Source organism: Pseudomonas cremoricolorata DSM 17059 = NBRC 16634 (genome assembly GCF_000425745.1).
Taxonomy (GTDB): Bacteria; Pseudomonadota; Gammaproteobacteria; order Pseudomonadales; family Pseudomonadaceae; genus Aquipseudomonas; species Aquipseudomonas cremoricolorata.
The window spans coordinates 21,259-40,748 of sequence record NZ_AUEA01000013.1 but is presented as its reverse complement, the minus strand read 5'-3'; the positions used below and the strand labels follow the sequence as shown (position 1 = coordinate 40,748).

17 protein-coding genes, 4 tRNA genes and 1 pseudogene are annotated in these 19,490 nt (G+C 55.6%); 9 read left to right on the top strand and 13 right to left on the bottom strand.

Annotated elements, in window-relative coordinates; translation table 11 throughout:
• Positions 1–6 precede the first annotated feature (6 nt).
• Positions 7–546, bottom strand: a complete 540-nt coding sequence (locus tag H618_RS0115535; RefSeq protein WP_028695943.1) for a cytochrome b/b6 domain-containing protein — start codon at positions 544–546, stop codon at positions 7–9.
• Entirely contained in the window at positions 546–812 is a 267-nt protein-coding gene (locus H618_RS0115530) for a PepSY domain-containing protein (RefSeq protein ID WP_028695942.1), read from the bottom strand. The genes H618_RS0115535 and H618_RS0115530 overlap by 1 nt, the downstream gene beginning before the upstream one ends.
• Before the next feature lie 148 nt (positions 813–960).
• Between H618_RS0115530 and H618_RS0115525 the strand changes: the two genes are divergently transcribed.
• Together H618_RS0115525 and H618_RS0115520 are read left to right on the top strand one after the other, a co-directional pair.
• Entirely contained in the window at positions 961–1,623 is a 663-nt protein-coding gene (locus tag H618_RS0115525; protein ID WP_028695941.1) for a response regulator, read from the top strand.
• Positions 1,623–3,008 (top strand): sensor histidine kinase, encoded by a 1,386-nt coding sequence (locus H618_RS0115520; protein ID WP_028695940.1) that lies wholly within the window; start codon positions 1,623–1,625, stop codon positions 3,006–3,008. Before H618_RS0115525 ends, H618_RS0115520 begins: the two co-directional genes overlap by 1 nt.
• A 198-nt stretch (positions 3,009–3,206) precedes the next feature.
• On the opposite strand, the gene H618_RS0115515 is transcribed toward H618_RS0115520, so the two are convergent.
• From H618_RS0115515 to H618_RS0115495, 8 genes are all read right to left on the bottom strand, one after another.
• Positions 3,207–3,842, bottom strand: a complete 636-nt coding sequence (locus H618_RS0115515) for a LysE family translocator (RefSeq protein WP_028695939.1) — start codon at positions 3,840–3,842, stop codon at positions 3,207–3,209.
• Positions 3,843–4,344: 502 nt separating this feature from the next.
• Positions 4,345–5,160, bottom strand: a complete 816-nt coding sequence (locus tag H618_RS22570) for a restriction endonuclease (protein ID WP_081673790.1) — start codon at positions 5,158–5,160, stop codon at positions 4,345–4,347.
• Between the two features lie 509 nt (positions 5,161–5,669).
• Positions 5,670–7,547, bottom strand: coding sequence for a nuclease domain-containing protein (locus H618_RS22810; RefSeq protein ID WP_154660675.1), 1,878 nt, complete (start codon positions 7,545–7,547; stop codon positions 5,670–5,672).
• Positions 7,548–7,555: 8 nt separating this feature from the next.
• On the bottom strand, positions 7,556–10,063 hold the full coding sequence (locus H618_RS22565; protein WP_033727716.1) for an AAA family ATPase: 2,508 nt from the start codon (positions 10,061–10,063) through the stop codon (positions 7,556–7,558).
• 164 nt (positions 10,064–10,227) lie between these two features.
• Positions 10,228–10,431: a hypothetical protein gene (locus H618_RS22805; RefSeq protein WP_154660674.1), complete on the bottom strand. Its 204-nt coding sequence runs from the start codon at positions 10,429–10,431 to the stop codon at positions 10,228–10,230.
• 933 nt (positions 10,432–11,364) lie between these two features.
• Entirely contained in the window at positions 11,365–12,693 is a 1,329-nt protein-coding gene (locus H618_RS0115505; RefSeq protein WP_028695938.1) for a tyrosine-type recombinase/integrase, read from the bottom strand.
• A gap of 164 nt (positions 12,694–12,857) precedes the next feature.
• Positions 12,858–12,933: transfer RNA gene (locus H618_RS0115500), tRNA-Thr, on the bottom strand.
• A 67-nt stretch (positions 12,934–13,000) separates the two neighbouring features.
• Positions 13,001–13,414, bottom strand: coding sequence for a pilin (locus H618_RS0115495; RefSeq protein ID WP_028695937.1), 414 nt, complete (start codon positions 13,412–13,414; stop codon positions 13,001–13,003).
• Positions 13,415–13,664: 250 nt separating this feature from the next.
• Between H618_RS0115495 and H618_RS0115490 the strand changes: the two genes are divergently transcribed.
• The 7 genes and pseudogenes from H618_RS0115490 (at position 13,665) to H618_RS0115465 (ending at position 18,927) form a co-directional block, all read left to right on the top strand.
• Positions 13,665–14,876: a type II secretion system F family protein gene (locus tag H618_RS0115490; protein ID WP_028695936.1), complete on the top strand. Its 1,212-nt coding sequence runs from the start codon at positions 13,665–13,667 to the stop codon at positions 14,874–14,876.
• A gap of 1 nt (position 14,877) precedes the next feature.
• A complete protein-coding gene (locus H618_RS0115485; protein WP_028695935.1) occupies positions 14,878–15,744 on the top strand; it encodes a prepilin peptidase in 867 nt (288 codons plus the stop codon).
• Positions 15,744–16,367 (top strand): dephospho-CoA kinase, encoded by a 624-nt coding sequence (gene coaE, locus H618_RS0115480; protein WP_028695934.1) that lies wholly within the window; start codon positions 15,744–15,746, stop codon positions 16,365–16,367. Before H618_RS0115485 ends, coaE begins: the two co-directional genes overlap by 1 nt.
• Complete coding sequence (gene yacG, locus H618_RS0115475) at positions 16,364–16,564, top strand: DNA gyrase inhibitor YacG (RefSeq protein WP_028695933.1); 201 nt, start codon at positions 16,364–16,366, stop codon at positions 16,562–16,564. Before coaE ends, yacG begins: the two co-directional genes overlap by 4 nt.
• Before the next feature lie 75 nt (positions 16,565–16,639).
• Positions 16,640–17,269, top strand: coding sequence for a DUF1780 domain-containing protein (locus tag H618_RS0115470; RefSeq protein WP_028695932.1), 630 nt, complete (start codon positions 16,640–16,642; stop codon positions 17,267–17,269).
• Between the two features lie 191 nt (positions 17,270–17,460).
• Positions 17,461–17,547: pseudogene (locus tag H618_RS23490) on the top strand (hypothetical protein); the annotation flags it as partial.
• 84 nt (positions 17,548–17,631) lie between these two features.
• Positions 17,632–18,927, top strand: coding sequence for an NAD(P)/FAD-dependent oxidoreductase (locus tag H618_RS0115465; RefSeq protein ID WP_028695931.1), 1,296 nt, complete (start codon positions 17,632–17,634; stop codon positions 18,925–18,927).
• Positions 18,928–19,053: 126 nt separating this feature from the next.
• On the opposite strand, the gene H618_RS0115460 is transcribed toward H618_RS0115465, so the two are convergent.
• The 3 genes from H618_RS0115460 to H618_RS0115450 form a co-directional block, all read right to left on the bottom strand.
• Positions 19,054–19,129 (bottom strand) — tRNA-Lys (locus H618_RS0115460).
• A 6-nt stretch (positions 19,130–19,135) separates the two neighbouring features.
• A tRNA-Pro gene (locus H618_RS0115455) sits at positions 19,136–19,212 on the bottom strand.
• 4 nt (positions 19,213–19,216) lie between these two features.
• A tRNA-Asn gene (locus H618_RS0115450) sits at positions 19,217–19,292 on the bottom strand.
• Positions 19,293–19,490: the final 198 nt, after the last annotated feature.

Sequence of the window (19,490 nt, the reverse complement as noted above, 5' to 3'; positions counted from 1 at the left end):
GGAGACTTATCGATCTTTTGGCAGAGGTCGGCGGCGACCGGTCAGCATGGACAGGGGCAGGTTTTCGCGCAGGCGCACGCTCTCGAACAGCGCTGCCGTCACATGCACGATGATCAGCACGAGCAGCGTGTCGGCACTGACGCTATGAATCGTCATTGGCCAGTCAGCGCCCCATAGCGCGTCGACTTCCCGCATGAGGAAACCGGACATCGCCAGGCTGGCGATTGACGCCATCATCAGCAGCATCACCAACCCGCCAATGGGCGAGTGGCCGAGTCGGTGGCAATCGCGGCCGCGCAACAAGGCCATGGCATGTTCGCGCACGCGCTGCGGCGTCGGCCAGAAGTCAGCCCAGCGTGCACTGCGTGGCCCAATGAAACCCCACACCAGACGTATCGCCAGCCAGGTGGCTGCGTAATAACCCAGCCAGCGGTGCCAGTCATCGCCAGCTTCGTTGAAAAAGTAATTGCCAACGAAGACAGCGGCGATAGACAGATGGAACACGCGGATCAGCGGATCCCACAGGCGTATCGACGCTGCCGTCATCACTCGTCGATCTCGGTCTTCACGGCTTTACCCGTGACCGGGTCGTGGTAGATCTCGACCTTGCGCTTGTCCTTGTCGAAGCCGTAGATCTCGTAGCAATTGCCTTCGGTGATCTTGAATTTGCTGATCTGGTAACCCTGCGCCTTGAGCTGTTCCTGGAAGCGTTCCGGGTCCTGCCAGGTAGAGCGCTCAGCCGTGGTGCATTCAGTCTTGGCAAATACCTGCGAGCTGGCCAGCAGCAGCATGGGGAGCACGATGTAGCGCATAAGGGAGACCTCCTGATTGATGGCTACTTACAGTGCTGGGCGAACCTTAAAGAACTCTTAGTAGGTAATATCTTGCAATATCTTGCCTCTGGCCCGCAGATTGCGGATGGCGATCATGGCCCCATTCCACTATCCGAGGTGAGTGTCGATGCGCGTTCTGCTGGTCGAAGACGATACGGCCCTGGCAGAGGGCATCCGCGTAGCCCTGCGCCGTGAAGGCTACCGGCTGGACTGGGTCGCGGACGGCCTGGCGGCCGAGCATGCCCTGCGCTGCGAGCCGTTCGATCTGGTGCTGCTCGACCTCGGTTTGCCGGGGCTCGATGGCCTGGAGGTGCTGCGCAAGCTCCGTTCGCGGCAGAGCATCGACGTGCCGGTGCTGATTCTTACAGCACGCGATGCCACCGCCGACCGCATCCAGGGCCTTGACGCCGGGGCGGACGACTACCTGATCAAACCCTTCGACCTCGACGAACTCAAGGCACGCACACGCGCCCTGCTCAGACGCAGCCAGGGCCGCGCGCAACCGCTGCTCGAACATGCCGGCGTCAGCCTCAACCCGGCCACCCAGCAAGTGCGCTACCAAGGCAATGTGGTGGCCATGACGCCCATGGAATATCAACTGCTGCACCAGTTGCTCAGCCGCCCCGGCGTGGTGGTCACCCGCGAGCGCTTGAGCAGCGCGCTCTATGGCTGGCAGGACAGCGGCCAGGGCAACACCCTGGAAGTGATGATCCACAACCTGCGCAAGAAGCTCGATAGCAGCTTCATTCGCACTGTCCGCGGGGTCGGTTATGTGGTGGACCACGCCTGATGATCGCCATCCGTACGCGCATCCTCGCCCCGACCATCGCCCTGGTCATCCTCGGTACCCTGGCCTTGGCCCTGCTGGTTCTGCGCGATAGCCACCGCGAGATCGAGCAGGTCTACGACGCCCAACTGGTGCAAGGCGCTCGCCTGCTGCAAGGCATGCTGCAAACGCAGAACCCCGAGCAGACCGACTGGAATCAACTGGGCGCCGCACTCGACGGCGCACTGAACCGCTCGGGCGAGGGCATCCTCACTCACCCCTACGAAATCAACCTGGCCTTTCAGATATGGGCGCCGGACGGCCGTCTGCTGGTGCGCTCCGAAGACGCTCCGCAGCTGGAGCAACCGCCGCAACCGGGCATTCACGACTTCATCATCGACGGCCAGGACTGGTGTGGCGTGCTGCTGGCCGACAGCGTGCAGGGCCTGCGTATCTGGGTCGGTGAGCGCGACGATGTGCGTCAGGATCTGATTCAGACAATCGTCCAACACGCACTGTTTCCCCTGCTGATGGGCTTGCCGCTGCTGGCCGCGATCATCTGGGCACTGCTCGGCTGGGGCCTCGCCCCCTTGCAGCGCCTGGCACGCCACGTCCGCGCCAGGCCCATCGACAGCCTCGAGCCGCTGGCCGTCGGCCCCCTGCCCCAGGAGCTCGAGCCCATGCGCAACGCCCTGGACCGGCTGCTGAGCCAGATCCGCGCCCTGCTCGAACGCGAACGCCGCTTCATCGCCGACGCCGCCCACGAACTGCGCACGCCGCTGGCGATTCTCGACATCCATGTGCGCAACGCGCGGCACGCAGACAGCGAGGCAGAACGCGCCGAAGCGCTGGAGTTTCTGCAACAGGGCGTTGGCCGGGCGACCCGCATCGTCAGCCAGTTACTGACCATGGCCCGCCTGGAACCGGTGGCAAAACCCCAGCACCCGCTCAACCTCACCGCATTGGTGCGTGAGGAACTGGCCGAACTGGCGCCCCTGGCCTTCAAACGCGACGTGGAACTGGTACTCGACGGCGAAGAAGACCAACACCTGCTCGGTGACCCGGCCTGCGTCGCCATCATGCTGCAAAACCTGATCAGCAACGCCCTGACCTTCGCCCCCGCCCACAGCGAAGTCTGCGTGCGCCTGCGCCGCAGCGGCGAACAGCACGTGGTGCTACAAGTGCTGGACGAAGGCCCCGGCGTCAGCGAAGCCGTGCTGGGACGGTTGTGCGACCGCTTCTACAGCGATGCGAACCCGCAAGGTGCCGGCCTTGGCCTGTCCATCGTCGAGATGATCAGCCGGCGGTTGGGCGGGGTTTTGCTGATTTCGAACAGGGCGCGCAAGGGGCTTTGTGTGGAGCTGACGTTTCCGGGGGGTGCCGCTCGGGCTGCGGATAAGCCTGCATGATGCTCCAGGCTTGAGCGTGAAGCCGCCACCGTCGTCCTTCCTACGGGATAGGGTGGCAACTGTATGCGGGGTAGGACTACCTGGAACCTTGGAACCCGGCCACGCCGAAGCCTGCCCGCACACAGCCGCCATGATGGGAAGCTCAATGCGCGCCACGTTTACTAGCAGGTTCCTACACCTGATCGCAGATTCGCTGCGTCAGGCCACCTTGGCCTGAACCGTGAACAAACTCCCACCCAACGCCATGAACGACGCCCCAAACAACCGATTCATCAACTGTGCCCGATTCGGCGCCGCTAACTGCCGCCGCAGCATCTGCGCCAGCGTCACGTAAAACGCGTGGGAAAGGATCGAACACATCGCGAACGTCAGGATCAGCATGCCCAAGTGCATGACCGAATCTTGACCCGGACGAATGAATTGCGGCAAAAACGCTGCAAAGAACAGAATCGCTTTCGGATTGGTGAGCGCTACCGCCATGCCATTCAACACCAGCCGCTTGTTACTCGACACACGCCTTGTCGGACTGTCCAGCTTGTCGAACGCGCTGGTGCGGCTGCGCCACTGCTTTATGCCCAGATAGACCAGATAACTGGCGCCCAACACCTTCAACAGCAAGAACGCCGTGGCCGACGCCTGAAGCACCACGCCAAGGCCCGCACTAGTTGCGGCGGAGATAATCAACAGCCCACAAGCGCTTCCGAACGAGCCAAGCATTGCGCGCTTTGGACCATAGGCGAGTGAGTTGGAGAGCGCCATGATTACGCCGGGGCCGGGGGTCAGGGTGACGAGTAGAGCGATCAGGGTGAAGCTGAGCCATTCGTGGATGGGCATTACCGTGGCCTTCCGTGGGGGACGAGACTTGCGAATCTAGCAGGTTCGGAGGGCGTTCAGGTTTTATAAAGGGATTGAGGATGGTCGGGAAAAAACGGGAATAGGAAAAACAACTAAGCCCGCGCGGGGCGGGCTTTGTTGGACGTTTGGCGTATAGCCAAAAGGCTACTGAGAGCCGAATTGTGGTGCCGGAGACAGACAGAGGGCTGTTGGCCGTGAGGGCCCGGTTTTCGCGGGACTGGGATTTGGTGGACTCTCTGGCTTACCTCATAGAGCATCTACAAACAAATCAGCTAGCTATGGCTTCCCGTGGACTCGAATTGGGATTTTTGAAACTAGCGCCAAGGATTCCGAATAAGTACCAGAGGAAGTAGCCTCTGCTTAGAATACGTAATATATAGGAAAAGTAAAAATAGGACACAACTTTATGTTACTAATTACCGGCAAAAATTTAAATCAGCTTCCACTTCACTCCATTTTTTCGAACCCAGACACGTAAAACCTACCACTCTTTTCGCATATAGGCTTTCCAAGGAGCATGATCAATAGAAGTTGTTAACTTTAAAATATCGCAAAATCTATCGAAGTCGTAAAGCTCATAACTTTGAACCGATCCAACCTTTATCGCTTGCTGAGCCGCCTCGATGGCGGGATCCGAAAATTTTCTTGAGGTTGAAACATATATACAATTCCTACTTTTCTTAAGAACTGCTGCGCCAAGGAATTCTCTAACACCGGAAACCCCTTCAACATGATCAAGACTTTTTCGGCGCTTAACCTGGACTACCGTAGGTCTATCTGAGTTCACAAGAATCAGATCTATACCACCATCATGTGACCGCCCGACATGTTCGACATCACATGTAAAATACTCTCGAAACACTGATTGAACAAGCCTCTCCATATTGCGATCATGTATATGTATTACATCGCCAAAATTTTCAACCAAATACTTTCTAATAGCCTCGATTGGCACATACCTGGAAGATAGATCATAGCTTTTCAATATGGCGCTTTCCATAACGAAGGACCTTGCTTCGATACCCACAGTTGTTACCTTATCGCATCTGAGTCGCCACCACCCGCAATTACCACACTGCTTTACGTCCTCTTGAATGTCAAACTCGCCTCCCTCAAGCCACTCAGGATAAGTTAACTGATAATCACAATGAACTATTTGAGTTTGAATTTTGCAGAAAGGACAAACACCATCCTTTTCTCGATCAAAAAATAAATCTTCGTTTTGATCTGGTGTCTTCCCTCTATCCTGATGACCTCTTTGAGTAACTGTCTCACTATAATCTAGTATTTTCTTCATATCGTTCAGACCTACATCAGCAAGACAATAGAACCACTGATTAATTTAGATAAAAACTAACATAGCCCTCTGATTTTGCAAGAAGAGATTAGCAGCGAGGCGAAACCAAAAAGAAAATGGGTTAATTACGGCTTTCATTAAAGGCCAGCTAGGAACTCACGAGACTCTCTAAAACCGTCAACTAGAAGCATGGCCATTATATCGACCACCGTACGACCGCAAATGAAAACTGCTAATTACTCACTCAAGCGAAGTATTGGGCTGCCCTACAGCACATCATTGTTCGGGCAAGTGGCTTCAATCACTCCTAACAACTGGGAAGATGAAGCCTTCATCTGATCGCTCACGAGCATCGTATCGGCCGACAACGCGTGGAGGTTTCTGAGGGTAGTCTAAAGCTTTGAGTTCAATGAGTAAAAAATATGGAAAAATATAGAACCCAGCTCTCCAATTATCGAAGAGCCGGGCCGTACGTGGAGCTGAGCCTTTAAACCTAGAAACTACATATTTTAGGCCACCTCTCTCTCAGTCTCTATTATCTGGGTGCTTATAGGCGAGATCCCCTCAAGTTCCAATGTACGACAAATTAGTTTATCGAGCTGATCAAACTGTCTGTCACTCCCCAATACAATACCGCACGCCTGCAGGGAAGGGCTTACAGGCGACTCTCCAAAAACCCCCAGCGGACCGTAATGAAACCCCCTAAAGCTAGCTCTATCATCAGGATGGAGAATAGACATCGAAGAGACTAGTGGCTCATTCTGACCAAACCTATGTATACCATGTACATATTTCATAGTTAGGTCTGGCAGATAGTCAATAAAAGCTTTGTTCGCATAACTATATTTAGCATCCAGCACTATAAGCCTAACTCTTCCCTGCGAATTTTTTATCTGTATTACAATATCTGGAACTCGCTTGCTATTTGTTCCACTTTGGCTTCTATTCCTAACAGAACGAGCATCCTTATTTACTGTAAATGCCTCTCCATTTACGATATACTCCGGGTGCCGATTATGGTGATTTAACGCCCAGTACTCAGGCTCCCTTATCACTTCAATTTCATTATTATCTTTATCCGCAAAGGAAGTTCTAAGCGCACGCTCCCTGGTTTTCAGGCTATCACGGAATGAAGGATGCAAAAATTTATTAGTAGCTTCTAGGACTCGGAAATAGCAGTATGCTTCAAAGAGCATGGGGATACTCTCAATTGCAAACAGGTTTTCGTATGCGGTCCAGTCAACCTTTCCTTTCTCATGCCACTTAATTATTTCGGTGAAAAGGTCGCGATACGCCGGTTTGCATTGCGTCTTTGGAGTCATGATTGGCCGCTCATGTATAGGATGCTTAACAAACAGCTGCCTACTCACGACGACCTTGTACTGGTTAAGGACCGATAGTATTGCTTCGACCTTATTGATCTGAGATCCTATTAATTGGGCCTTAAAGCGAGTTACTTTTTCAAAAAAAGAAATGTAGCCATTGGGAATTGCGATAAGAGATCCGTGTCTATTTAATTCTGAGTCCATTCTGTTTCCTAGACCTTGAGCCGTTCGAATCAAAAGATCTATGAAACCATGAATGACGCGATTCTCATATATATCAGTTTGCTCCTCGAGCACCGGTAGAAGTAGGCCTGATGCTTTGAAATAGTCACCATCGTAGAACACGTGGGCATCTTCGAGATGATCCGTGGGTTGGAGCACCGATAGGTTTTCAACTAGCCAGCCGATAGATGAGTCATCTAGCTCTTCACGACCGGTAAGGGCCACTAGCTTCTGCTCTGGAACCAGCCGTGTGAGAGGTGAACTTAATACGTGTGGAAGGAGCTCTTTCAGTGCTGCAATTGCATGTTCTAACCGCTCAAATGTGTAGTTTGGTGAAACTGCCCCCTCTTCGAACCCCACAGTGTGTCGTGTAGCACTAAATACTGAGTGTAAGGCTTCACTAGAAATGCTTGCCAAATATTCAAACATTTTTTCAACCTTATCAGCCGAGCTTTTAGTGGCCACGACTTGAATTGGCTGAAAGTTTACTAGCTCTGACACCTCACCATTTTCATTGCTGAACAGCAAATTAAGCTCAGCCACACCAAAATAATTCCAGAAAAGCTTGCTGGCGGTTACATTGGAGCTGCCGCTGGGCGTCCAGGAGAACTTGACAAGATCTGGATCGCCCGGAAGATACGATACAAAAGATGCGGGAATACTATGCTGATATAACTCCAATATGGAGGAATGGTAAACGCTAGAAGCCATGACATCAAATTGTACTTCTTCATCCTCTAGCAGCCAGGGAATATCACCAACTTTCGCTTCAGACTTTTCCTGAAGCGTTATTACCTGCCCTTTGCGGGAGCCGGTCATTATAGTTAATATAAGCTCCATAATCCTTCCTAGAAGAATGAATAGGTGCCGCTAAAATCGTTTCCACTTGTTAGAATCCGCTCAAGGTGCTTATTAGAGCGGGGGTGGTTCTTACCAAGTGTTTCTTGGATTTTTATTATCCGATTCTTAAATTTAGAGCCATACCCTTCAATGTGCGGGAGAATATGTTGTGATACAGCAAAATCGAATGCCGTGTCTGGATCCATCAACTCATTGGTCACTGCAGCAGCGCAATAGTTAGTAATGGCCGATCGCTTACGGTGAGAGATGCTTATCGATTGACCCAACTCAGAATCACGCCGACTTAATATGCTAACTAACGCATCAAGCATGTCCTTATGAATTGTGGATAACTCAGCTTCATCCCCCTGACATTTGAAAAATTTTTCAAATAGCGAGTAATCAATTGCTCCGTCGAGCATTAGGTCCTCGGTCTCGAATCCATAATCAATATCTACTTCATGGTCTATAGATATTACCGGAACTCGATCTATCAACCTTGATGAGAGGCGTTCAGTGGTTGAGTCGTGGTTAATTGTGGCAATGAAACGCACGTTCTTAGAAACTTGGAGGTAGCGTTTGTCAGGATCAGGTATGCCGGTATCAATTGGGCGGGCACGCCCTTCGGCATCGCACATGCCGAGGAAATCAGACCAATAATGCTCCATTGGAGAGAGGTTTGCTTCATCGAGTAAGACCATCTGGAGCGTACGCGCGCCCCCATCGTTTCGATTGAGGAAATCATACAATCCGGTTCGAGCACGTTGATATGTGCTATTTAGACTATTATAAAAACCGAGAATATCACGTCCGGATACCCACCCACGTGATACTGGCATATACAGAAAGTTCTTATGATCCTCAGGAGACCCTAGCTGCAAAGCTTTTGCCAGGCGAACTACAGTAGAGGTTTTTCCAACACCAGGAGGACCAGCAAGAACAGTGAGGAAAGACTGAGTAGTGCTAATTAGAAGATTACTTAGCTCTGCACTTGAAAATGTCTTTCCATTATCCCAATCCAGATGACTTCTGATTTTATCAACCAAGTCCGCTGCATTGGCTGGTATGCTTGAGGCAAAATCAACCGGGGCAAATTCGATATTGGGACCTTGAGTGATATTCCCCCCCTTCAATACTCTCCCTATCACATGATATTCACTAATTCTCTTAGAGAGCTCGTCTGTATTTTGCAATTGGTCTTGATAAGATTTTGCTGCAGCCTCTAGACGCTTGTTGTTTTCTTGAAGGAAGATGTCTCGACGCTCCATCTCGGCGATATTATTAGCAATTGCCAAGCGACTGCAAATTTCCTCTAACTCTATACCTTTTTGATCCAATGACTTTTCTTTTGCGCTAATCTCATCCTGAAGCGATTGCTCCCGAGCGCGCATTAATTGTTGGATTTGCTCATCAGCCTCTGCGTTTACTTCAGCAATTTTCTTTTCGGTTTCAATCTTGGCTTTTTCGACTCTACCATGGACACTTGTCAATTCATCCTGCTTAGTTTTTATCTGATTTTCAATTGTATTGAGCTTCTGCTTTAATTCCGTCTCCATCCGATCAACGTCAGCAGTTATTTTTTGAATTTGCGCCCCAAGTAGACTTTTTTGGTTTTCCTCCACATATTGAGTAAGAAAACGAGAGCCAGTTGTGGAGTCAAAGTAGTCCTTTACAATTTGATACCCAATATCGGATTCATTTAGATAACGATCAAGTATCCCCTTAAGTCGCTCAAGACGCTCATCTTTAACATGAGCTGCTCGACGGAGCCGCTCAAAGTCTGAGATCGAAGTTGACAGCTTTTCCGCTTCTTTTCTTGAAAGAGTCTTAGCATTTTTTCCGAACTGCAGCTTATTGAAGTGTCGAATTAACTTTCGATCACTCATAAAATCGTGAGTGGAATGACGGCGATTTGCCAGTTCATTAGGGGAGCTTATATATGCACAAGCTTGGTTATTTATACTTATATGAATAAGATTCTCTGAAAGTTCTCGAACATCAAATACCCCTAAGCAATCAGCCCCAAACGATAATTTGGGTGTAGCTGCAGCCTCAACAACTTGTACTGAATCACCAGGGACTGTTGATGCCTGAACAGGACCGTAAACTTTTTGCTCTGACTCATCTAGAATAAAGAAAAGGCCTGACGGGGCTTTGACTGACTCCGGAAGAATGCCCGTTTCGATTGGAGGTAGTTTGCATTGCACAATAGGTAGGAAACTATTTGCAGAGAGGGGAAGAATGTCTTTTCCCATAGCCCAATATCGATCAATCCCATGATCTTCAGTTTTTTGCTCGTCCTTGTGATATTCTTTAATTAGGAAAAGTTCGCCATCCTCATAGGATGTATCTATGGCAGAGTAGCCTTTTGATATATAAATCCCAGATGGAAACCTAAATCTATCTAAAGCTTCATAGCGACCATCTTCACTTGCAATTAGAACTGGCTTTACCACTCCACGATCGTCACCTACAACTCGATCCTTGTAGGCCACAAGACTTTCTGATTTGATCATTTAATTTTCTCATCAATATTATTTACAAGAACTCATTAATTAACCCAATAGATTTTATAGCTTTGCCTCCTTACCATCCAAAATTTAACCATTAGCATTTAAAACCACCAGCAGTCACGAGACGATCGTTAACATTGAATTAGAAAAGTCAAACCACTACATCATCAACCACTCAATGACGGATTTTTCAAACCCAGCCTATGAGCAAATAAAAATATACACTTCAGTTTAAGATTTCCGGATGAATTAAAACCTTCGCGCCGGAAAGAAATTAATAATATTGTTAAGAGATGCGTAGTTGAAAAGCGGCCTGACCAGGCTTGCACTTGCGGCATGATAGCCTCATTAATCCAGCCTACTTTCAGCATCGCTCATTCCTTGAGTTACTAGGCAGTGCCATTGTGCCATCAGTCTGCCTGATTTCTAGATATCTGAATAGAGAAGTCTCATTTCATCGCCGGCAAAATCGTCGGGTGTGCTTGAACGTAGAGACTATCCTCACAAGTCCGGCCCCTAGAGGCATTTTCGCGTAAATTTCAGCAGCGTGGCGAGAGCGGCGGCCAGGCAATGCTAAGTCAGTCATCTCATCTCCCGATCTCCAATCTTCGCCCCACGTTATCCCGCCAAGAATGTTGAGTGTTATCAGGGAACAAGGCCCCTGCGACCTGTGGGGATGTCCTATAGCGCGGGACTGGCGGCTCTTTACGACCAAGAGCAAGGGCATCTCATGATCCGGCCTCCTGAGCACCGTTACCGGTGGGCGGGTGGAGGCTGCATTGGCTGACGAGACCAGTGCGGCGAGATCCTGAGCCAGGTGCAAGCAGCAATGCGATGACCGGGGCATGCGTGACTATCAGTCAGGTGCAGTCCATTCCTTGGTCTGCGGCACCATCATCTACAGCGCTGTTGCTGGTGACATCGGCGTTTGTCACGCCGATTGTCACGAGGGGAATTGCCGCAAAGCCATGTGCGATCAGGGCTGCAGCAGTGTTAGAAGTGCCCGTCTCTTTCCAGAGAAAGAGACGGGCACAGGTTGGCGCAAGGTTCGGGTCACCTGGGGCGCTGTCATCGACAGCGCTTGCACGACCAGTTCTACGCCTGTGGATAAACCCGGTCAAGGATCGAAATTAAGCGCTATTGAGGACGTGAAATGCGGTTATCCACCGGTGGAATTCTGTGGTAAATCCCGGACAACATCGTGGCTTTTAGCTCTTCAAAGTGAGGTCCATCCAAACAGGGCGGCTTTGCAGCCCTGTTTGGATGGACCCGCATGAAGAGCAGCCAGCGCCGATCTTGAAGGCTCACCCGCGATTGAATGCGCCATGGCCATTTGGCAAGGGGGTGACATTTTCGCCTACCGGGTGGGCAAACTCATGCGGGGTGACATGGCCCGATCTGTTGGCATCGATGTAGTTACTCCACCATGCCATGATCAACCGACGCTGCTCCAGAAAATGGGCCTTGTGGATGTAAGCGGCGCGCACGCGGTTACGCTCCTGATGGCTCATCTGCCGCTCAATCGCCGCGTCCGTCCACAGCCCTGATTCGAGCAAGGCACTACAAGCCATGGTTCTGAAACCATGCCCGCACACGTCCTTGCTGGTGTCGTACCCCATATTGCGCAGCACCTGGTTAACCGTATTCTCCGACAATGGTTTCCAGTACCTGTGGTCACCGGGCAACACCAGTTCAGAGAAGCGATTCAAGCTGCGCAGCCGCTCAAGGATCTCGATGACTTGAGGCGACAACGGCACTACCTGAATGTCCCCACTCATCTTGGTCCCGCGCGTGGAATAGCGGACGCCTTCAATGGGCTTACGGATATCGGGGATCTCCCACATCGCCCGTTGCAGGTCGAACTCATCCCACCGTGCAAAGCGCAGTTCGCTGGAGCGCACGAACACATGCAGCGTCAGCAGCACTGCGAGCCGAGTCAGCTCGCGACCGGTGTAGTTGTCGATTCGATCCAACAGTTCAGGAAGGCGGTTCAGCGAGAGTGCTGGACGGTGCACAGTACGCGGAGCTTGAATCGAGCCCGCCAAGTCGAGAGCAGGATTTTGAGTGATCTGCCGCGCCCGCTTCGCTCCCCGCATGATCGTGGATAGATAGTTCTGCACACGCAGGGCTACATCCATGGTGCCGCGATCCTTGATCCGCTGAGTGACCTCAAGGAGATCATGGGTGTCGAGTTCAGCGATAGGCCGCTGGCCAATCAGTGGAAACACATGCGTGCGCAACCTGCTAAGCACCGTCTTGGCATGGCTCTCAGTCCAGCGCCGGGACATTTCGGCGTGCCACTCCAAAGCGACGGTTTCAAAGAGAAGACTCGCACGCTGGGCAGCGATCTTGGCCTTCTGCTTCTCTTCCATCGGATCAAGGTTGTCGAGCAACAGCGCCTTGGCCTCATCGCGCTTGGTCCTCGCAACGGCCAATGAAACGATGGGGTACTTGCCGATGATCAGCGTGCCTTCCTTGCCGTTGGGTTTGAAATACCGCAGCCGCCAAGTCTTCGAGCCACAGGGCGTGACGTACAGGTACATGCCCCCGCCGTCGAACAGTTTGTAGGCCCGATCACGCGATTTGGCCGTGCGGCATTTGAGGTCGCTGAGCGGAGTGGCTAGGCGTGGCATATGGGTACGTTCTCCATTCAGGAAAGACGCTGTACCCCAAAAATACCCCCGGTTATTGGGGATTTTGCTGGTTCCCGACGGAAGGTCGTGGAAACGAAAAACCGGCCAGAAGGCCGGTTTAGAGGGCTTCCAAAGCATTCAGCGGAATGCAGTGGAGCTGGATGTGGTGCCGGAGACAGGAATCGAACCTGCGACCTTCGCGTTACGAGTGCGCTGCTCTACCGACTGAGCTACACCGGCGTGTTGCGCAACGTACCACTGCGGTGGTGGTTACGCAAACCCTTGTTTCGCTTGTTGAAATACCGTGTCAGCTGGAGGGGGTGCAGCCGTTGGGGGCGAGGTCTTCTTCGATGGTGGTGGTGCAGTTCCAGCCGGTGGGGGTGCGGGTCAGGGTGAGGGTTTTGCCGAGGACGCTGGCGGGGGCCTGGGCCAGGGTGCATTGCAGGCTGGCGGTGGCGTTGGCGGCGTTGCCGGTGGCGGTGATGGCGCAGTGGGTGGTGGTGGGCTGGCCGCCGAGGTCGGTGACGCTGGTGGTGTCCTTGCCGTCGTTGAGGCGCAGTTCCAGCGGGGTTTTCAGGGCGGAGATTTCCAGCAGGGCGGCGGAGGCCTTGGAGCGGGCCTGGTGGCTGGTGTAGCTGGGAATGGCGATGGTCGCGAGGATGCCGATGATGGCGACCACGATCATCAGTTCGATCAGGGTGATGCCGCGTTGTTGTTGCATGGGATTTCCTTGTCTTGTGCGTGGGCCCATGGCGCGACGGGGCGTGCTCGGCTCGCTGCGGGTGAGTAGGCCTGTTCGGTCACCTTTTGTCACGCTCGTGGGGTGGGACTTCGTGTCCGCCGCACTACTCTAGTGAGCCTCTGGCAGCGATGCCTGGCAATGAGGCCGGCAAGCTGTTTCGGAGCGTTTCACAGGGAGCGGGGCCCTGCCCTGCTGGCCTGTTCGGTCGATGACGGAAAAGGATATTCCCATGACGCAGGTTGTTCAGCAGTACGCCTGGGAGGGCGTGGATGCCCAGGGTGTGGCGGTGAGTGGTCAGGCGGCTGGGCGCAGCTCGACCTGGGTACGGGCGCGGTTGCAGGCGCGGGGTATTGAGGTTGCCAGGGTGCGCTCGGCCAGCGCGCGGCAGTGGCAGTGGCGCTGGCCGCAGCGGGGCAAGGCCGATGCGGCGGGGTTCAGTCGGCAGTTGGCGACCTTGCTCAATGCCGGTATTCCGTTACTGCAGAGTTTCGAGGTGATGGGCCGCGCCGGGGCGGATGCGCGCATGGCGGCGCTGTTGCAGCGGCTGCGGGAACAGGTGGCGGGTGGCCTGGCGCTGGCCGATGCGTTGCGCCAGCATCCGGCGTGGTTCGATGCTCTGTACTGCAATTTGGTGCGGGTCGGCGAGCAGTCGGGCACGCTGGAGCGGCAGCTGGAGCAATTGGCGACGATGCTCGAGCAACGCGAGGCGATGCTGCGCAAAGTGCGCAAGGCGATGATGTATCCGTTGATTCTGCTGCTCACTGGCCTGGGCGTGGCGGCGCTGTTGCTACTGGAAGTGGTGCCGCGTTTCCAGGGCCTGTTCGCCAGTTTCGACAAGGCACTGCCGCCATTTACCCAGGCCGTCATAGATGTTTCCACGTGGCTGGGTGAGCACGCCGTTGGCCTGCTGTTGGTGCTCAGCGTGGGCGCTTGCGCGGGGCGGCTGCTCTATCGGCGGCATGCGCCGGCTCGGCAGTGGTTGCTGCAACGCAGCTTGGCGCTGCCGGTGCTGGGTGGGTTGCGGCGGGATGCGGCGCTGGCGCGGTTCAGTCGAAGTTTGGCGACGTCGTACGGGGCTGGAGTGGCCTTGCTCGATGCGCTGGACAGCGTCGCCGCAGCCAGTGGTGACGAGTTGCATGAACAGGCGATCCGCCGTTTGCGTTCGGGTATGGCGAACGGGCTTGGGCTGAGTCAGGCGATGTCTGGCAGCACCCTGTTCCCGCCCATGCTGGTGCAGATGGTCGCCATCGGCGAAAGCAGCGGCACGCTGGACCTGATGCTGGACAAGGCCGCGCAGCATTATGAAGCGCGGGTCAGCCAGGTGCTGGATCAGTTGGGCACCCTGCTGGAGCCGGCCATCGTGTTGATTCTTGGTGTGCTGGTGGGCGGGCTGGTGGTGGCGATGTATCTGCCGATCTTCCAGATGGGCAGTTTGTTCTGACATGGCGCTGTGGATCGATCTTACGCAGCAGGCAGAACTGTTCATCGTACTGGCGGGCGTGCTTGGCCTGCTGGCGGGCAGTTTCGTCAACGTAGTGGCGTACCGCTTGCCGATCATGCTGGAGCGGCGCTGGGCCAATGAAGCGCGTGAGGTGCTCGGTTTGCCGCAGCAGGCTCACGAGCGGCTGAACCTGGCCTGGCCGGGGTCACATTGCCCGCGATGCGGGGAGGCCATTCGCGCCTGGCATAACATTCCGCTGCTGAGCTACTTGATGCTGGGCGGTCGCTGCGCCAGGTGCAAGGCACGTATCAGCATGCGCTACCCGCTGGTCGAGTTGGCCGGCGCGGTGCTGGCGGCACTGGTGGCATGCCAGGTGGGCGCGGGGGTCCCTGGGTTGGCGCTGATGGGCTTGAGCTGGGTGCTGCTGGCGCTGAGCGTGATCGATATCGATCGACAGTTGCTGCCCGATGCACTGGTGCTGCCAACGCTCTGGCTGGGCCTGCTGCTCAATGCCCATGGCGTACGAGTGCCGTTATTCGACGCCGTGCTGGGCGCCGCTGCGGGCTATTTGAGCCTGTGGTCGGTGTTCTGGCTGTTCAAGCTGGTCACCGGCAAAGACGGCATGGGCTATGGCGATTTCAAGCTGCTGGCCCTGCTCGGCGCATGGGGCGGTTGGCAGGTTCTGCCGCTGACCCTGCTGTTGGCGTCATTGCTCGGCGCGGGCGCGGGGCTGTGGTTGCTGGTGCGACGGGGCGCCAAGCTGGGGTCCGCCATGGCGTTTGGTCCTTGCCTGGCGATTGCGGGGTGGATCGTGTTGCTCTGGGATGATGAAATACGCACTTCCTACCTGCATATGATCACTCTCTGATGAGCACTGCGGCATTTACCCCTTGGATTCTCGGCCTCACCGGCGGTATCGGCAGCGGCAAGAGCGCGGCCGCCGAGCGCTTCGTCGAGCTGGGCGTTCACCTGGTCGACGCGGATCAGGCGGCGCGCTGGGTCGTCGAGCCGGGTCGGCCGGCGCTGGCGAGCATCGTCGAACGCTTCGGGCCGGGCATCTTGCAGGCAGGCGGTCAGCTCGATCGCGCCGCCTTGCGCCAGCTGATCTTCGCCGACCCCGCCCAGCGGCGCTGGCTCGAAGGGCTGCTGCATCCGCTGATCGGCCAGGAAATCTTCAGCTACCTGGCCAAAGCGCAAACGCCGTATGCGGTGTACGTGTCGCCGCTTTTGATCGAATCAGGCCAGTACGCCAAGACCCAGCGCATCCTGGTGATCGACGCGCCCCATGAACTGCAACTGCAGCGCACCTTGCAGCGCGATGGCAGCAACCCCGCGCAAGTCGAGGCGATCTTCAAGGCGCAGTTGAGCCGGGAAGAACGTTTGCGCCATGCCGATGATGTCGTGGTCAATGACCGTGACCTGCCGTGGCTGCATGAGCAGATCGATCGCCTGCACCATTTTTACCTGACCCTTGAAGGAGGCCAGCCATGAGCCAGCCAATGACCGTCGACTGCCCTACCTGCGGCGCTCCCGTGGAGTGGACCACCGCCAATACCTTCCGCCCGTTCTGCTCCGACCGCTGCAAGCTGATCGACCTCGGCGCCTGGGCGGCCGAGGAACACAAGATTCCGGCCGCGCCGGAAGCCGAAGACGAGCTGTACTCGGGCGATCTCGAACCCCGTCACTGAACCGCGCCACCGCGAACCTATTTTTTCACCTGCGAACAACACGTTACCGTCATCGTTAGCGACTAAGCTGTGGTCATGGACGACTCAGACTACCTGCGCCTGCTCACCATCCAGGCCGAACAGGCCAATGCCTTTCTTTCCAATGCGCGCAAATGGGAGCGCGAGCGTTGGGTCTGCCAACGCCTGCTGCAAGGGCTCAACGTGCCCTACCGCAACGAGGACTTCACCCCAGCCGGACAAGAGCCGCCCGATGTGCTGTTCGGCGATGCCGCATTCGAAGTGTTTTTCGTGCTCGATGAAGGGCGGCGGCTCAACGATGAGTGGCGCGAAGAGCTGCAGCGCCGCCGCAGTGCGTTTTCCCTCAGCCAACTGGTGCGGCGCGAAGCGCGGCCGCGGCGGATCAGTGCTCAGGAGTTGCTCGGACGCCTGGCCCCGACCTTGCGCAAAAAGGCGCACAATTACGTCGAACGCGGCCTGGACCTCAACGAGCTGGACATCATCGCCTTCGCCAGCCTGAAACGCGAAGTGCTCGACCTCAACAGCCATTTCCCACCGCCCACCGAATACCTGCGCCAGGGCTGGCGCTCGTTGTCGCTGGTAGGCCCGACCTTCGCCCGGGTGCTGTTCGCCCACCCTGACGCACCGGATTTTCTGCGCAGTAATCTGGGGCGCAGCATTGTCTTCGACGTGGGCATCAGCCTCTGACCTGCCCCCTGGGCTACGCGCCTTGCCGCGCCATGGTTGAAAAGGATTATCATTAAGCACCCGCGCGAACGCTGTGGCGTTTGCGCAGTCGTATGCGTCTATCTGACGAGGCCCATCATGAGCAGCCGCCTGAGTCCTGGAGACCAGCGTCGCGTCGATGATCACCCGCAAGTCCCACCCGCCGGCCCCATCAACCATGGCTGTCGCTGGCCGTGGTGGCGCCGGTGAGCATCGCTCTGGGCCTTTTCAGCCGCGTATCGAGTGCACTGGTGCCATGAGCTGCTTCGCGCTCGCCCTGCCTTCGATGCACTGGCTGACCGGCCGTTTTGGCCACGAATTATTCACCCTTACGAGAGATCTCCATGACACATCGCATCGTCATCGTCGGCGGCGGCGCCGGCGGCCTGGAACTGGCGACCCGCCTGGGCAAAAGCCTGGGCAAGCGCAAGCAGGCCAACGTGACACTGGTTGACGCCAACCTCACGCACATCTGGAAGCCGCTGCTGCACGAAGTGGCCGCCGGCTCGCTCAACTCCTCGGAAGACGAGCTGAACTACGTGGCCCAGGCCAAGTGGAACCACTTCAACTTCCAGCTCGGGCGTATGAGCGGCCTGGATCGCGCCAGCAAGCGCATCCAGCTGGCCGCCACCCTCGATGAAGAGGGACGCGAGCTGCTGCCGGCGCGCACCTTGGGCTATGACACCCTGGTGATCGCCGTGGGCAGCAACACCAACGACTTCGGCACCCTCGGCGCGGCGCAGCACTGCCTGTTCCTCGATACCCGCAAGCAGGCCGAGCGTTTCCACCAGCAGTTGCTCAACCACTACCTGCGTGCCCATGCCGGTGAAGTGGCCGGGGAAAAGATCAGCGTTGCGATCGTCGGTGCCGGGGCTACGGGTGTCGAGCTGGCCGCCGAGCTGCACCACGCCGCCCACGAACTGGCAGCCTATGGCCTCGATCGCATCCAGCCGCAGGACATGCACATCACCCTGATCGAAGCCGGCCCGCGGGTGCTGCCGGCGCTGCCCGAACGCATCAGCGTTCCGGTGCACAAGACATTGGAAAAGCTTGGCGTCACCGTGCTGACCAACGCGGCGGTGAGTGAGGTCAGCGAAGATGGCATGAAGACTGCCAATGGCGAGGTGATTCAGGCGAGCCTGAAGGTGTGGGCAGCCGGTATCCGCGCACCGGCGTTCCTCAAGGACATCGACGGCCTGGAAACCAACCGCATCAATCAGTTGATGGTACGGCCGACGTTGCAGACCACCCTGGATGACGACATCTTCGCCTTCGGCGACTGCGCCGCCTGCCCGCAACCGGACAGCGACCGTAACGTGCCGCCGCGGGCCCAGGCCGCGCACCAGCAAGCGTCGATGCTGACCAAAAGCCTCAAGGCGCGACTGGAGGGCAAACCGCTGCCGAGCTACCAGTACCGCGACTACGGCTCATTGGTGTCGTTGTCGCAGTTCTCGGCGGTGGGCAACCTGATGGGCAACCTGACCGGCAGCGTCATGCTGGAAGGGTGGTTGGCGCGGATGTTCTATGTCTCGCTGTACCGCATGCACCAGATGGCGCTGTACGGCACCTTCAAGACCTTGATGCTGATGCTCGGCAGCAAGATCGGCCGTGGTACCGAGCCACGCCTGAAACTGCACTGACGCTTTTGACTGGCGGGGCCGCCTGATGGCGCCCTGCCCTTGCAGCGCAACTAGTACTGTTTCACACCGAAACTTAAATTTGAGACAAAAGAAAAAGGGCATCTCAGACGAGATGCCCTTTTTACATGGTGGGTCGTGTAGGATTCGAACCTACGACCAATTGGTTAAAAGCCAACTGCTCTACCAACTGAGCTAACGACCCGCAAAATGGTCGGGGTGAGGGGATTCGAACTCCTGACATCCTGCTCCCAAAGCAGGCGCGCTACCGGACTGCGCTACACCCCGAAATTGGCTCCGCGACCTGGACTCGAACCAGGGACCCAATGATTAACAGTCATTTGCTCTACCGACTGAGCTATCGCGGAACTGAACTTCGTACAACTTCGAAGACTTAGTTAGCTTCGTACTCTTTGGCTTCCGCTTTCGCGTTATCACCGCTGAGGCCGGCTATTCTACATCCTTCGTTTTGCTTGTCAACCCCAATTTGCTTTCAACTTACTGATTTGCAAATTGTTTTCAGATCATCGATACCGCTGCTGATCTGCTTAGTGCCTGACAACGCG

Bases quoted from the DNA above. Each gene is read 5' to 3' on its own strand.
- H618_RS0115535 (WP_028695943.1), bottom strand. From the start codon at position 546: ATGACGGCAGCGTCGATACGCCTGTGGGATCCGCTGATCCGCGTGTTC.
- H618_RS0115530 (WP_028695942.1), bottom strand. From the start codon at position 812: ATGCGCTACATCGTGCTCCCCATGCTGCTGCTGGCCAGCTCGCAGGTA.
- H618_RS0115525 (WP_028695941.1), top strand. From the start codon at position 961: ATGCGCGTTCTGCTGGTCGAAGACGATACGGCCCTGGCAGAGGGCATC.
- H618_RS0115520 (WP_028695940.1), top strand. From the start codon at position 1,623: ATGATCGCCATCCGTACGCGCATCCTCGCCCCGACCATCGCCCTGGTC.
- H618_RS0115515 (WP_028695939.1), bottom strand. From the start codon at position 3,842: ATGCCCATCCACGAATGGCTCAGCTTCACCCTGATCGCTCTACTCGTC.
- H618_RS22570 (WP_081673790.1), bottom strand. From the start codon at position 5,160: ATGAAGAAAATACTAGATTATAGTGAGACAGTTACTCAAAGAGGTCAT.
- H618_RS22810 (WP_154660675.1), bottom strand. From the start codon at position 7,547: ATGGAGCTTATATTAACTATAATGACCGGCTCCCGCAAAGGGCAGGTA.
- H618_RS22565 (WP_033727716.1), bottom strand. From the start codon at position 10,063: ATGATCAAATCAGAAAGTCTTGTGGCCTACAAGGATCGAGTTGTAGGT.
- H618_RS22805 (WP_154660674.1), bottom strand. From the start codon at position 10,431: ATGCTGAAAGTAGGCTGGATTAATGAGGCTATCATGCCGCAAGTGCAA.
- H618_RS0115505 (WP_028695938.1), bottom strand. From the start codon at position 12,693: ATGCCACGCCTAGCCACTCCGCTCAGCGACCTCAAATGCCGCACGGCC.
- H618_RS0115495 (WP_028695937.1), bottom strand. From the start codon at position 13,414: ATGCAACAACAACGCGGCATCACCCTGATCGAACTGATGATCGTGGTC.
- H618_RS0115490 (WP_028695936.1), top strand. From the start codon at position 13,665: ATGACGCAGGTTGTTCAGCAGTACGCCTGGGAGGGCGTGGATGCCCAG.
- H618_RS0115485 (WP_028695935.1), top strand. From the start codon at position 14,878: ATGGCGCTGTGGATCGATCTTACGCAGCAGGCAGAACTGTTCATCGTA.
- coaE (WP_028695934.1), top strand. From the start codon at position 15,744: ATGAGCACTGCGGCATTTACCCCTTGGATTCTCGGCCTCACCGGCGGT.
- yacG (WP_028695933.1), top strand. From the start codon at position 16,364: ATGAGCCAGCCAATGACCGTCGACTGCCCTACCTGCGGCGCTCCCGTG.
- H618_RS0115470 (WP_028695932.1), top strand. From the start codon at position 16,640: ATGGACGACTCAGACTACCTGCGCCTGCTCACCATCCAGGCCGAACAG.
- H618_RS0115465 (WP_028695931.1), top strand. From the start codon at position 17,632: ATGACACATCGCATCGTCATCGTCGGCGGCGGCGCCGGCGGCCTGGAA.